Here is a 15,093-nt window from a genome sequence, read left to right as displayed (position 1 = left end):
AACAGCACATCACGGGGATGATTTAATTGAAAATATTTTATTGAAGTTTATTCGCTCTGGGGATGTAGCTGAAATGAATAGTCTTCAAATTGTGGGAAATCTCGGTTCAATGAAATTGTTGCGTCCTTTAGTTAAATATTCCAAAGATGAATTATTGAAATATGATGAGGACCATCATCTTGATTTCATTGAAGATAAAACTAATTTTGAAGATGACACTTTAAGAAATCGTTTGAGACATCACGTTGTTCCATTATTAAAGAAAGAGACAACTCATCTAGTTAAAAATGCTAACCATTTTAGTGAGAGTGTAGCGTTACTTTCAAAGTGTCAGAGTGATTTCTTTGATAGTTTACCTTCTCCAATAAATTTTAGTAAAGCGCTACGAGGTAAAAAGGAAGATTTAGCTCGGTTAAATACACATGAAGCGGCAGCTTTTTTCGATTATTTAATCTATAAAAAGTGGCATCAAAGAATCCATTTTGATGAAATTGACTTGAATAAAAATGTGATTTTCAATAAAGAAAATTTTCAATTACTTTTTTATCAAAAATATTACTATTTGATTAATAGAAATGAATTAGCTGTAATTGATCCTAAAAAAAAACTAGTTAAATTAAATGAAAAATTTTCTTTGAACGGAAAAAAATATTTAATTACCCAGGATGAAAAGTCACAAAAATTGGCTGGTTATTTTTATGGCGAAAAAGCAAAGTATTTAGAGGTAGGGAGCTTGCCACAAGGTAGTACATTAAAGTTAGCTACAGGAAAACAAACTAAGGCCAAGAAAAAATTTGCTGAAAATGGGATTCCTTTAGCTTTAAGGCCGTATTGTTTGACAGTCTGGCAAGAGGAAAATCCAGTCTATGTTGAAAGTATTTATCAAAATCAAGAATATAACCCCAATTTTGTACGCTATAATGTATATATTTATTTTTAAGTTTATGCAAAGTTCTATGGTAAAAGCATAATTTGTGGTAAAATCGTTGAAGTAATTCCAAGAAGTGTCGCGGAGGTTAATAGATGAAAAATAGAAGAAATAGACTGCTTTCTAACGGTCTTTTCTATATCATAGTATTCGTGATCCTCTTGGCTGGAATCAATTGGGCCGTGGGAGGCTCCGGTAGTAATGGTTCCACAGAAAATATCCGTTATTCTCAATTAGTAAAAGATTTAAAAGCGGGTAAAGTCAAGAGTATCAATGTACAACCATCTAATGGTGTATATACGGTTACTGGATCTTATAAGAAAGCTCAAAAGTCAAATAATCAAAATAATAATGGATTTGGACTAATTCCAAGTTCACAAAGTAGTAATGAAGTAACCCGGTTCAGTACTACGATGCTTCAAAATGACTCAATGGTTAAGACAATTTCCGATCTTGCCCAAAAGAGTGGGGCATCTATTTCTGGACAAGGTGAATCTCAATCTGGAACCTGGATCTCTACGATTGTGATGCTTGTCCCAACTTTGATTTTTATTGTCATGCTTTGGATGATGATGAATCAGGGTGGACAAGGCCGTGGCGGCGGTATGATGAACTTTGGTAAGTCACATGTTAAGCCACAAGATCCAAGTAAAAACAAGGTTAGATTCTCAGATGTAGCTGGCGAAGAAGAAGAAAAGCAAGAATTGGTTGAAATTGTTGAGTTCTTAAAGAATCCAGCAAAATATACTAAATTAGGTGCTAGAATTCCGGCTGGTGTTCTTCTTGAGGGTCCTCCAGGTACTGGTAAAACTTTACTTGCACGTGCAGTTGCAGGTGAAGCCGGTGTACCATTTTATTCAATTTCTGGTTCAGACTTTGTAGAAATGTTTGTCGGTGTTGGTGCATCTCGTGTACGTGATCTGTTTGAAACAGCTAAGAAAAATGCACCAAGTATCATCTTTATTGATGAAATTGATGCTGTTGGGCGTAAACGTGGTAATGGCGTAAGTGGTGGCCATGACGAAAGAGAACAAACTTTAAACCAATTACTGGTTGAAATGGATGGTTTCGAAGGTGATGAAGGTGTCATTGTTATGGCAGCTACTAACCGTTCTGATGTTCTTGATCCCGCACTTCTTCGTCCAGGTCGTTTTGACCGTAAAGTTTTAGTTGGTCGCCCAGATGTTAAAGGCCGTGAAGCTATTTTAAAGGTTCATGCTAAGAATAAACCTTTAGCTCCTGATGTTGATTTAAAGGAAGTAGCACGTCAAACTCCTGGCTTCGTTGGTGCTGATCTTGAAAATGTTTTAAACGAAGCTGCTTTAGTTGCTGCTCGTCGTAATAAGACTGAAATTACAGCTTCTGATATTGATGAAGCTGAAGATAGAGTTATTGCCGGCCCAGCTAAGAAAGATACTGTTATTTCTCCAGAAGAAAGAAAACGTGTTGCCTACCACGAAGCAGGACACGCAATTGTTGGATTGGTTCTTAGTGATTCAAGAACTGTTCGTAAGGTTACAATTGTTCCTAGAGGCCGTGCTGGTGGATATAACATCATGCTTCCAAAAGAAGATGAAAACATCATTACTAAGAAGCAGTTGATGGAACAAGTTGCTGGTTTAATGGGTGGTCGTGCTGGTGAAGAAGTAGTTGTGGGCGATAAGTCTACTGGTGCTTCAAATGACTTTGAACAAGCAACTAACATCGCTCGGGGCATGGTTACTCAATATGGTATGACTGATGTTGGTATGACTGAGCTTGAATCCCCAAGTATGCAATCACCTTATGGAACTAAGCCATATAGTGAAGCTACAGCTGCTAAGATTGATGAAGCAGTTAAAGAAATTCTTGATGAAGGTCATAAACAAGCAGTTGATATCATTAAGAGTCACCGTGAAACTCATAAGATTATTGCAGAAGCTTTACTCAAGTATGAAACTTTAAACGAAAAACAAATTCTTTCATTATTCAAGACTGGTAAAATGCCTGAAAATGATGAAAATGAATTTCCAAGTGAGTCTAAAGCTTCAACTTATGAAGAGGCAAAAGCCGCAATGGAAAAGAAGGATCAACAAAGAGAAGAAACTGAAAACAAGGATGATAAAGAAGATATTCATCCACTTCCTGATGATCATAAGAATATTGATAATATTCCACTTAATCCACCATCTGAAAAGAATGATTCTGAGGATCATAGTTCAGATGAAAATAAGGATGATTAAGAGTTTATTGTAAGAGTGATGTTTAAACTCCTTTCTAATACTGAAATTACAGATTTTAGAAAGGAGTTTTTTGGTATTAAGAATGAAATATTTAAGTAAAAAAGAAAAAAAGATTTTAAAGATAAGCCTAATAAGTTGTTTAACAACTATAGTTTTCTTTTTCCTTTTATCTACTTTGACAGATTGTAATCCAATCTTTGGGGGAGTTCTGTATAGTGGGGATTTACCAAATCAATATTTGTCCTTCTTTCAATATTATCGTCATTTAATGCTCGGTAATTGGAGTAGTGCAGGATTTAGTTTTCTCAATGGTTTGGGTGGAGATATGGCCGGAAATATTGGCTATTATCTTCTTAGCCCACTCAATTTTATTGTGTTCCTTTTCCCAGCAAGTAAAATGAATATTGCTGTGTATATTATTATCCTGATCAAATTAGGTTTAATGAGTGGAACCTTTACTTGGCTGACTTTGAAATTGTTTAAGTTTAAGTATCAAGCATATCCTGTCTTTTTAGGAATTGCTTATGGCTTGAGCGGATATTCGATTGCGTATGCTGGAAATGTAATGTGGTTTGATGGTTTAGTCTTACTTCCGTTAATTTCCTATGCACTGATCAGAGGAATCCGGAAGAATGTTTGGCTGGCTTACAGTGTTTTACTAGCATGTGCTATTATTTTTAATTACTATATTGGCTACATGATTTGTATCTTTTTAGTAATATTGTTTTTGGCATATACAGTTAACAATTTTGAAAATCGCAAAACTTTTCTTCATCAATTTACCGGTTTTGCAATTAGTTCAATCATTAGTGGGTTAATCAGCGCAGTAGTTATCCTGCCAACTTTCTTTAACCTTTCTAGCAATAAGTTATCTCAGGCAGACTTTAATTCTAATTTTGAAATTAAAACTTTAATTAGTGGCGGAAAAGCTGTTTCAAGATTATTTATTGGTGATACTTACAATGATTGGGCACCAATTTTTGTTGGTACGTTAGTTTTAATTGTATTTATTCTTTACTTTATTGATGGACGTAACTCTATCAAAGAAAGAATTACTAATCTAGTTATTGGACTATTTTTTGTGTTGAGTATTACTGTGCCAAAAATCTATCTCTTTTGGCATGGTGGTCAACAAACTATTGCTTATCCATATCGTTTTGGATTTATTATTGTATTCTGGTTTTTACTTTTGGCAGCAAAGGAACTCTCTAATTTAAGTGAGTATCGAAAAGAAAGTAAAAACGAAAGACTTATTGCTGCTGGAATTTACTTACTTATTAGTTTAGCAGCTGTATATATTCGTCGTAGAATTGGACCATGGAACGGTTATGCTTGGCTGGCAGTTGTCCTAGTAATTATATTTGGAATCTTGGTTTATTTCTCTGATAAACGATTTGTTCGTATAACTTTATTATTGGTAGGATTAGTTGAATTAGCTGGTAATGCCTATATTGGGTTGAATCATCTCGGAATGAAAAGTGGAGCATATCCATCTTATGTGTCTGAGAATCAGAGTATTATTTCTCGAATTCCAAATTCTGATAAAACGGGTAGATTGGCTAAAAACTATGAACTAAATAATGATCGCGGTGAGGGATACACTTTTAATTACCGGGGGATGGAAGAATTTTCATCAAATAATGATTCTCGCATTAGTTCATTAATGACAGATCTTGGTTTTTCAACTTTTCGTTATTTCTACTATTATCAAACAGGTACCGTAGTAACAGATGCTATTTTTAATGTAAAAACATTTATTAATAGTTCGCTTTCTAATCAAAGCGTTTCACCAGAATACATTAGCTATGGTTTGAGAAATGATTTAAAGAACCACCCTGTAATTCTAAAACAGGGTGATAAGACGGCCTATCGAAATGAAACTTTACCTTTTGCCTTTGCAGGTGGTTTAGCTAATAAGCTGAAGTTTAAAGAAGAAAATCCAGTATATAATCAAAATTTGGTTTTAAATTCTTTAACTCAAACTAAAAAAGATGTTTTGAGCTATAGCTCTAAAAATGCTGAAATTAATTCTAAGAATATAAATCTTAAATTTAAGAAAGGTAAGTTTAAAGCTAAGAGAACTTCCGAAAATCCTGGTACTATAACCTTTACATATAACAATTTGAAACCTGATCAAGTTGGGTACATCCGCTTTAGTAAGAATTTAATGGAGCAGATTGTGGTTTTAAATAGCTATCAAATGAAGCAAAAGCCGGATTACCGTTTACCATTTACTGTCTCAATTAATGGAAAAGATGTTCATCTTCAACAATACACAGATCAACTTATTGGAGTTCAAGCTGATAAAGACGGAAAACTGGTAGTGAAGATGACTTTAGACGGAAAGTCAAATGAAGTTGAGTTTAAATATCCACGTTTTGTGAATATTGATCAGACTGCATTAGAAGATAAGGTTAAAAAAGCTCAAAATAATCGCATGAAGTTTTCTGCGTTTAGGGATAGCTATATAGCTGGAACAGTAAAGACTGATAAAAATGAAAACTTAGCAACCACCATTCCTTACAGTAAAGGATGGCGAGCAGAAGTTGACGGAAAACCAGTTAAAATTAATCGAACTTTGAAAGTATTTATTGGCTTAAAATTAAAGCCGGGAACTCATCAAATAACTTTCAAATATAGAACACCTGGTTTCGTCATCGGTGCTTTACTAAGCATTATCGGTATTATTGCCTTAGCTATATATACGGTCTATCTAAAGAAAAATAAAACATCTATTAGTCAGAAAACTAATAAATAGGTGAAATAAAGATTGTACACCCCTCTAAAATTAGAGGGGTGTATTTAGAATTAAGGATAATAATGAAAAAGTTGAGTAAAGAAAAGAAAAATATTCTGAAACTGTGTTTGATAAGTTTCGGAATAACTATAGCGATTTTCCTAATTGTATCTAGTTTGGCAAATTGTAATCCGTTTTTAGGTGGAGTTTTATGGGGCGGAGATTTACCAGATGAATATCTATCATTTTTTCAATATCTTCGTCGTTTGATTTTAGGAAACTGGAACAGTTTGCAATTTAGTTTTGCTAATGGGTTAGGCGCGGATATGGCTGGAAACATTAGTTACTATCTTGCTAGCCCATTTAATTTACTAATTTTATTATTCCCAGCTAGTCAAATAAATTTAGCACTTTATGTAATAATTATTATCAAATTAGGTTTAGCTAGTGCAGCATTTACATTTTTAATCTTAAATTTTTTCAATTTTAAAAATCAGATCTATTCAGTTTTTCTGGGGATTATTTATGGATTAAGTGGATACTGCATCGGATATGGAGCAAATTTAATGTGGCTCGATGGGGTAATCTTATTACCATTAATTATTTATGCTCTGATCAAAGGTTTAGTTAAAAGACACTGGACTCTTTATATTGTCTTGCTAGCATGTGCCATAATTTTTAACTATTATATTGGCTACATGATTTGTATCTTCATGGTAATTGCCTTTTGTGCTTATACAATCAATAATTTTAAGGATAAAAAAATATTCATCCAGCAGATAATTGATTTTGTAATAAGTTCACTAATTAGTGGGCTAATTAGTGCGGTTGTTACTTTACCAACCTGGATGAATTTATCTAATAATAAATTTGCTGAACATACTATCAATGAAGGTTTTAGACTAAGTCCCGTTTCTTCAATTGCCAAAAGTATATCTGCTCTCTTTATGAAAAATACCTTTAATGGATCGCCCCTTTTATTTATTGGTACTTTGACAATAATTATTTTTATTTTGTACTTTATTGATAATAAGAATTCAAAAAAAGAAAGAATTATTAACTTAGTGATTGGTCTAGTTTTTCTACTAAGTTTGGTTCAAACAAAAATTTATCTTTTCTGGCATGGAGGACAAAAACCAGTTGGTTTTCCATATAGATTTAGTTTTATTATTATCTTTTGGATTTTATTATTAGCTGCAAAAGAATTAGCAAGTTTCGATTTAAAGAAAGAACAACTTCTATTAGCATCAGGAATCTATTTCGTTGTTGGACTTGTAGTGACTGTCTTAAGATTGCACTATGGAAAATACGATATGTATATGTTGGTTTCGCTGGGCTTAATTATTTTATTTAGTCTTTTACTTTATTTTTCAGACCATAAATCATTTCGTTTTGCTCTTGTGATGGTAGGAGTAGTAGAGATTGCTATTAGTAGTTATCTGATGTTGGATCGAATAGGGATGAGAAGTAACATATACTCTAATTATGTAACAGAAAACCAAGAGTTATTTGATCATTTGCCAGCCGGTGTTAAAAGTAAAAGAATAGCCAAAAATTATTTTTTAAATAATGATCGTGGTGAAAGCTATGCATTTAACTACAAAGGAGCAGAGATTTTTTCTTCTAATAATGATCCAAAAATTAGTAAATTATATGCTAACTTAGGATTATCAGCATATGGTTATTATTATTTCTATAAAACCGGAACAGTAGTGACTGATGCTATTTTAAATATTGGCGGTGTTATTGATAATTCCTTACCAAGTCAGAGTATCTCTCCTGAATATATTAGTTATGGGCTGAGAGATGATTTGAAAAATAATCAAATTTTATTAAAAGAAAAGCAGTACACAGCATATCGAACTGATACATTACCACTTATTTTTGCTGGTAACTTATCTAATAATTTAAAATTTAAGAGTAATGATCCTGTTTATAATCAAAATCTAGTTTTAAATTCGTTAACTCAAACTCAAGGAAATGTCTTAACTTATAGTCCAAAAGTTGCAAAAATTAAAGTAACTGATAGTAAGTTGAATCAAGAAAAGAAGAAGTTTACAGTAACTCGGACATCTGATAAAGCGGGAAGTGTAACTTTTACTTTTGACGGTTTGAAACCAAAAGAAACGGCCTATGTCCAATTTGGTAAAGATTTAATGGGATTTGCGGATCCACTAACTACTTATCATGCAACGCAGGATGGAAACAATAAGCCTGAATTAAGTATTACCATTGATAAAAAGGATGTTCGACTTCAACCACAAGTTAAACAACTAATTGGTGTTCGAGCAAATCAAAAAGGACAGGTCCAAATTAAGTGGAGACTAGCAGAAAATAAACGAATTCTGACTAGTGAAATGCCACGCTTAGTAAATATTAATTCAACTTTATTGCGATCTAAAGTTTCACAAGTTAATAATAAAAAACAGATGCACTTAACAACTTTTAGAGATAATTATCTATCAGGAAAAATAAATACCACTAAAAACGAAAATCTGGTAACTACTATTCCATACAGTAGGGGCTGGAAAGTAAAAGTAGACGGTAAACCAGTTAAGGTGAGCCGAACTCTGGATGTATTTATTGGTTTAGATATGAAACCTGGTAAACATACGGTAGTAATGAGATATAGGACTCCTGGATTGCTTATTGGAGTTATAACAAGTATCATAGGTATAATCTTACTAGTGGTATTTAATGGGTACTTGGAAAAGAAAAAATATTAGTCAAAGAATAAAGTCTATAATTTATAGGCTTTATTTTTTAGGAGAAGGAAAAAATGAAAGATTATTTAGTAAAAGCAATTGATAAAACTAAGAATTTACGATTAATTACGGTTGATGCTAAAGATTTAGTAAGTGAAGCACAAAAAAGACATGATACTTGGAGTGCATCTTCAGCTGTGCTTGGAAGAACACTTATTGGAGGATTGCTCTTGTCAGCAACTTTATTGAAAGATAAAGATGAATTAACTGTTAGGTTACTTGGAAATGGTCCAGTGGGAGCAACTATTGTAACAGCAAAAGCTGATCTAACAATTAAAGGATATATCCAAAATCCTCATATAGCCCTTCCACCTAAAAAAGATGGACATATCGATGTGGCAAAAGCCGTTGGAAAAGGTTGGCTTGAGGTAACCAAGGATCAAGGTTTGAAGGAACCATATACAGGTCAAGTTCCAATTGTTAGTGGGGAGATTGCAGAAGATTTTACATATTATCTAGCCAAATCAGAGCAAATTCCTTCAGCTGTTGGTCTATCAGTATTTGTTGAGCCTAATAATGAGATTGGGGCTGCTGGCGGATTTATTTTACAAGCATTACCTGGAGCTACTGATGAGCAATTGGCTGAAGTTGAAAAGAGAATCAAGGCTCTTCCTAATCTTTCTACTTTATTTTTAGATGGAATGACACCTGAAAATTTGGCAGAGAGAATCTTAGGGACTGATTGTAAAATTTTAGCTAAAGAAGATGTTTCTTTCGCTTGTGATTGTTCGAAAGAAAAATATAGTCAAATCTTGGCTACCTTAAAACCAGCACAATTAAAAGAAATGATTGAGAAGGATCATGGTGCAGAGTTAGTTTGCCGCTTTTGTAAGGAAAAATATCATTTTACTGAAGATGAGTTAAAAGATGTCCTTAAGAAGGCAAATTAAAGTGGTGTGTAATGAATAGTTTTGCTATGATATTAGGGTATTTGAAAGGGTGAGCAAGTGTGAAAAAAGATAGTTGGAAAATTAGGGATGTTGAAATTCCTAATCGTGTAGTAGTTGCACCGATGGCTGGAATTTCAAATGCTGCTTTCCGAGTAGTATGTAAAGAATTTGGCGCAGGCCTAGTAGTGTGTGAAATGATTTCAGATCATGGAATTATTTATCGCAATAAAAAGACCTTGGAAATGTTAACGGTTGATCCTCGTGAACATCCAATGAGTATTCAAATTTTTGGTGGTAGTGAAGAAACTTTAGTTGAAGCTGCTCATTATGTTGATACTCATACAGCAGCTGATATTATCAATATTAATATGGGTTGTCCGGTACCAAAGGTAACAAAAACTGATGCCGGAGCTCGTTGGCTATTAGATCCAAATAAGATCTATCAAATGGTCCATGCAGTTGTTCGTAATGTAAGTAAACCAGTTACTGTTAAAATGAGAACAGGCTGGGATCAAAAACATATTTTTGCTGTTGAAAATGCTTTAGCTGCTCAAGAAGCTGGTGCTAGTGCTGTTGCTATGCATGGCCGAACTAGAAAGCAAATGTACATGGGCGAAGCTGACTGGGAAACTTTGAAGGATGTAGCAGATGCTTTGACTATTCCTTTTGTTGGTAATGGGGATGTTACTACTCCTGAAAAGGCAAAAGCAATGTTAGAAGATGTTGGAGCAGATGCAGTAATGGTTGGTAGAGCGGCTTTAGGGAATCCATGGATTATTAAAGATATGGTCCACTATTTGGATACCGGAGAGAAACTACGTCCGCAAACTGTTGAAGAAAAAGTAGAAACTGCTAAAGATCAATTAAATGGATTAATTGATCTTAAGGGAGAAAAAATTGCTGTTCCTGAATTTAGAAGACAAGCAGCTTATTATTTAAAAGGAATTCCCCGTTCAGCTCGAACCCGTGCTAAAATAAATGATGTTTGGACGAAAAAAGAAGTTTTTGACTTGTTAGATGATTTTGTGGAAAAATATGAAGCGAGACAAAAGCAAATTAACCAATAAAAGGAGTTTTTAGAGTGGCAAAGAATGAAATGAACGACCAACTAATCGCTCGTCGTGAAAAAATGGACGAAATGCGTGAAAACGGTATTGAACCTTTTGGCGTAAGAAAATTTGATCGTCAAGACTTAGCTCGTACTTTGAATGAAAAGTATAGTAATGAAGATAAAGATGAATTAAATGCTGATATGCCTATGACTAAGATTGCAGGTCGTATGCTTGCAAAACGTGGTAAAGGTAAAGTTGGATTTGCAGATCTTTATGACCGTACTGGTAAAATTCAAATTTACGTACGTAAAGATATCGTTGGTGAAGATAACTACAAGATTTTTAAGAAGTCTGATATTGGTGACTTTTTAGGTATTGATGGTGAAGTAATGAAGACCGATACTGGTGAGTTGACTATTCGTGCTACTCACATTACTTTCTTGTCTAAGGCTCTTCGTCCATTACCTAATAAATGGGATGGTTTAAAGGATGTTGAACAAATTTATCGTCAGCGCTACCTTGACTTAATTACAAATCATGATAGTTACATGCGTTTTGTTCACCGTACTCAAATTATTCAAGCTATTCGTGATTATTTAAATAATAGAGATTTCTTAGAAGTTGAAACTCCAGTTCTCCACAATATTCCTGGTGGTGCTGAAGCCCGTCCATTTATTACTCACCACAATGCTTTGGATATTGATCTTTACATGAGAATTGCTTTGGAACTTCCATTGAAGCGATTAATTGTTGGTGGTATGGAACGTGTTTATGAAATCGGCCGTGTATTTAGAAATGAAGGTCTTGATACTAAGCACAACCCAGAATTTACTGAACTTGAAACTTATGCAGCTTACTGGGACTTCCATGATGTAATGGATGAGGCAGAAGGAATTATTAGAGCAGCTGCTAAAGTTGTTTCACCAGATGGTAAGATTACTTACCAAGGAACTGATATTGACTTAGGTAAGCCATTCCGCCGTGTTCACATGGTTGATTTAATCAAGGAAAAGACTGGTGTTGACTTCTGGAAGCCAATGACTATTGAAGAAGCAAGAAAAGTTGCTGATGAACACAACGTTCACTATGAAAGCTACTGGAAGGTTGGTCACATTATTAATGCCTTCTTTGAAGAATTCGGTGAAGGATCAATTGTTCAACCTACTTTTGTTTATGGACACCCAGTAGAAGTATCACCACTTGCTAAGAAGAATGCTGATGATCCAAGATTTACCGATCGTTTTGAAATCTTCATTATGGGTGCTGAATATGGTAATGCATTCTCAGAATTAAATGATCCAGATGATCAACGTCATCGTTTCGAAGACCAAATGGCTGAAAGAGAAGCTGGTAATGATGAAGCTGATATGATTGATGAAGATTACCTTCGTGCTATGGAATTCGGTATGCCTCCTACAGGTGGTTTAGGGATTGGTATTGATCGTTTGGTAATGCTTTTAACTGATGCTCCTGCTATTCGTGATGTCTTACTCTTCCCAACAATGCGCCCTGAAAAGGTGGAAAGTGTTGAAGCTGAAGTTCAAGAAGATTTGAAGAATAAAAAGAATAAATAATTTTTTAAATAGACTGTCGTAGAGGACGGTCTATTTTTTTTTATATTTTTTCAAAAAAATGCTTGCAATAAAAAGATGTTTTGCTATACTAATAAATGTACTGCGGAAGTAGTTCAGTGGTAGAACATCACCTTGCCATGGTGGGGGTCGCGGGTTCGAATCCCGTCTTCCGCTCCAGTATAAAAGACTCACCGAAGCGTGAGTCTTTTTTGTTATTCGGGATGTGGCTCAGCTTGGTAGAGCGCTACGTTCGGGACGTAGAAGTCGCAGGTTCAAATCCTGTCATCCCGATTGAATATTATTTTATTAAAAAGTTCGTCTTGGGTTAGAAAGACGAACTTTTTTGTATATAATGTTCATGAAATATCAAAAGGTTTACATTTACTAATTGTAAGTGATAAGATATTTGTCTAAAGATTGTAGTATGATCTTAAAAGAAGCAAGGCGGTGCAAAATGGAAAAATCATATAGTGATAGTGCAAAAAATGTTCTTGAAATTGCTAAAGAGCAAGCACAAAACTTTCACCATCGAATTATTGGAACAGAGCATGTTCTGCTTGCTTTAGTAATTGAAGCTAATGGGGATGCTGGAAAACTTTTGCGTGAAAGAAATGTAACACCAACCTTAGTGCGAGAAGAAATTGAAAGATATACTGGCTATGGTTCAAGTCCAAAGGCCACATATATGGAAATGTCCCCACGCTTAAGTTTAGTTTTGAATTTTGCTAAACAAAAGGCTGACGAATTAGGGATTGCTCAAATTGAGACAAAACATATTTTGCTAGGTTTGTTAGCTAGTGATCAAATTTTAGCAAGTTTAATTTTGAAAAATATTGGTGTAGATCCACGAGATTTAAGTCAGGATGTAAATGATAGTTTCATGGATGGTTCTGGGGAAGAAGATAATGTTCTTGGTATTTCTTCAGCCACTGGCATGAAAAAAGGTAAGTCATTGACTCCAAATTTAGATAAAGTTAGTGTGAATCTAAATAAAAGAGCCCGTGAAGGGGCAATTGACCCGGTAATTGGTAGAGATAAAGAAATAAAAAGAGTAATTCAAATCTTATCTCGAAGAACCAAAAACAATCCCGTTTTGGTAGGAGAACCTGGCGTTGGTAAGACTGCAGTTGCACAAGGAATAGCAGCCGCAATTGTAAATCATGAAGTTCCAGATACTCTAGCTAAAAAACGAGTTATGGCCTTGGACATGGGGAGTTTAATTGCTGGAACTAAATATCGTGGTGAATTTGAAGATAGAATGAAGAAGATTCTAAAAGAAATTCAACAGGATGGTTCAGTTATCTTATTTGTTGATGAAATGCATACTTTGATTGGTGCAGGTGGCGCGGAAGGTGCAATTGATGCTTCAAATATCTTAAAGCCTTCATTAGCACGTGGCGATATTCAAATGATTGGTGCTACTACTTTTGATGAGTACCAAAAATATATTGAAAAAGATCAAGCTTTAGCAAGACGTTTTCAACAAGTAAAAATTGGTGAACCTTCAAAAGAAGAAACTGTGGATATTTTAAAAGGCTTGCGCCCTAAATATGAAAAATTCCACAATGTAAAAATTGAAGATGAGGCAATTAATGATGCAGTTGAATTTTCAACACGTTATATTGCTAACCGATTCTTACCTGATAAAGCAATTGATTTGATTGATGAAGCAAGTGCAGCTGTAAAAATTCAAGCAATCGGTAAAAGTGATCCTCGTCTAACTAAATTGGATACACAAATTAATGATGTTATTCATCAGAAAGAACAAGCTGCAGAAAATCAAAATTTTGTTCAAGCAGCTAAGTTACGGGATGAGGAAAATAAGCTTACACAGGATCGGGATAAATTAATCGAAAAAGTAGAGAATAAAAACTCTAAAAAGTCGATTGTTGATTCTGATAAGATCGCTCAAATTGTATCTGAATGGACTGGTGTGCCCGTTACTAGAATGAAGAAGAGTGAAACTAAACGTTTAGCTCATTTAGAAAGTATTTTGCATGAACGTGTAATTGGACAGGACGAAGCTATCAGTGCCGTAAGTCGAGCAATTAGACGAAGTAGAAGCGGAATTAAGGATGAAAATCGTCCAATCGGTTCGTTCTTATTCTTAGGACCTACTGGTGTTGGTAAGACAGAATTAGCTAAGGCTCTTGCTGCAGCAGTCTTTGGCTCAGAACGGAATATTATTCGTGTAGACATGTCTGAATACATGGATCAGATTGCAACAAGCAAATTAATTGGTTCGGCACCAGGATATGTAGGATATGAAGAGGGTGGTCAGCTCTCAGAACGTGTAAGACGTAATCCATATTCAGTAATTTTATTGGATGAAGTAGAAAAAGCTCATCCGGATGTGTTTAATTTATTGCTTCAAGTTTTGGATGAAGGATTTTTAACTGATTCTAAAGGTAGAAAAGTCGATTTTAGAAATACAATTATTATCATGACTTCTAACCTTGGCTCACGTAGTTTACAAGAAGATAAGACAGTTGGATTTGCAGCTGATAATGCCGATAAAAATAAACTTCAACAAGAAAAAGTTACGGCAGCTGTTAAACAATTCTTCAGACCAGAATTTTTAAATAGAATTGATGAGACCGTGGTCTTTGATAGCTTAACTAAAAAACAATTGCGTGAAATTGTTAGCTTAATGACTGGTCATTTGGTAGATCGCTTAGCTAAAAAAGACGTAACCTTAAAGATTTCACCAGCGGCTTTAGATGTATTAGCTAAAGATGGATTTGATCCAGAGATGGGCGCTCGTCCATTACGTCGTGCAATTCAACATGAACTTGAAGATGTAATTGCTGAAGATTTAATTAGTGAAAAAATTAAGACTGACCAAATTGTAAAAGTTGGAGCTCATCAAGGTAAATTAAAATTTACAATTCTTGACGAATTAGTAATATAAGTGTAAACTACTAA

At 34.4% G+C, this 15,093-nt stretch carries 8 protein-coding genes and 2 tRNA genes; all 10 read left to right on the top strand.

The genetic code is table 11. The features are described 5' to 3' along the window. The coding region (locus HMPREF0528_RS05930) for a PP-loop family protein (RefSeq protein WP_034525270.1) at positions 1-940 on the top strand (940 nt) is incomplete at its 5' end. 83 nt (positions 941-1,023) lie between these two features. After that, complete coding sequence (gene ftsH / locus HMPREF0528_RS05925) at positions 1,024-3,150, top strand: ATP-dependent zinc metalloprotease FtsH (RefSeq protein ID WP_004895905.1); 2,127 nt, start codon at positions 1,024-1,026, stop codon at positions 3,148-3,150. 82 nt (positions 3,151-3,232) lie between these two features. Next, on the top strand, positions 3,233-5,908 hold the full coding sequence (locus HMPREF0528_RS05920; RefSeq protein WP_034525348.1) for a YfhO family protein: 2,676 nt from the start codon (positions 3,233-3,235) through the stop codon (positions 5,906-5,908). Between the two features lie 62 nt (positions 5,909-5,970). Continuing rightward, positions 5,971-8,613 carry a YfhO family protein gene (locus tag HMPREF0528_RS05915; protein ID WP_004895900.1) on the top strand — a complete coding sequence of 881 codons (2,643 nt, stop codon included), beginning with the start codon at positions 5,971-5,973 and terminating at the stop codon, positions 8,611-8,613. Positions 8,614-8,666: 53 nt separating this feature from the next. Continuing rightward, the gene (hslO, locus tag HMPREF0528_RS05910) at positions 8,667-9,542 is read left to right on the top strand and encodes an Hsp33 family molecular chaperone HslO (RefSeq protein WP_004895898.1); all 876 of its coding nucleotides are present in this window, start codon (positions 8,667-8,669) and stop codon (positions 9,540-9,542) included. Positions 9,543-9,601: 59 nt separating this feature from the next. Next, on the top strand, positions 9,602-10,609 hold the full coding sequence (gene dusB, locus HMPREF0528_RS05905) for a tRNA dihydrouridine synthase DusB (protein WP_004895896.1): 1,008 nt from the start codon (positions 9,602-9,604) through the stop codon (positions 10,607-10,609). 14 nt (positions 10,610-10,623) lie between these two features. Further along, on the top strand, positions 10,624-12,168 hold the full coding sequence (gene lysS / locus HMPREF0528_RS05900; protein WP_004895895.1) for a lysine--tRNA ligase: 1,545 nt from the start codon (positions 10,624-10,626) through the stop codon (positions 12,166-12,168). A gap of 102 nt (positions 12,169-12,270) precedes the next feature. Next, positions 12,271-12,345, top strand: a tRNA-Gly gene (locus HMPREF0528_RS05895). 40 nt (positions 12,346-12,385) lie between these two features. Beyond that, positions 12,386-12,459 (top strand) — tRNA-Pro (locus tag HMPREF0528_RS05890). A 163-nt stretch (positions 12,460-12,622) separates the two neighbouring features. Then, on the top strand, positions 12,623-15,079 hold the full coding sequence (locus tag HMPREF0528_RS05885) for an ATP-dependent Clp protease ATP-binding subunit (protein ID WP_034525269.1): 2,457 nt from the start codon (positions 12,623-12,625) through the stop codon (positions 15,077-15,079). Positions 15,080-15,093: the final 14 nt, after the last annotated feature.

Origin of the sequence: Lactobacillus johnsonii ATCC 33200, assembly GCF_000159355.1 — a bacterium.
GTDB lineage: Bacteria > Bacillota > Bacilli > Lactobacillales > Lactobacillaceae > Lactobacillus > Lactobacillus johnsonii.
This window is presented reverse-complemented; position numbering and strand designations above follow the sequence as displayed.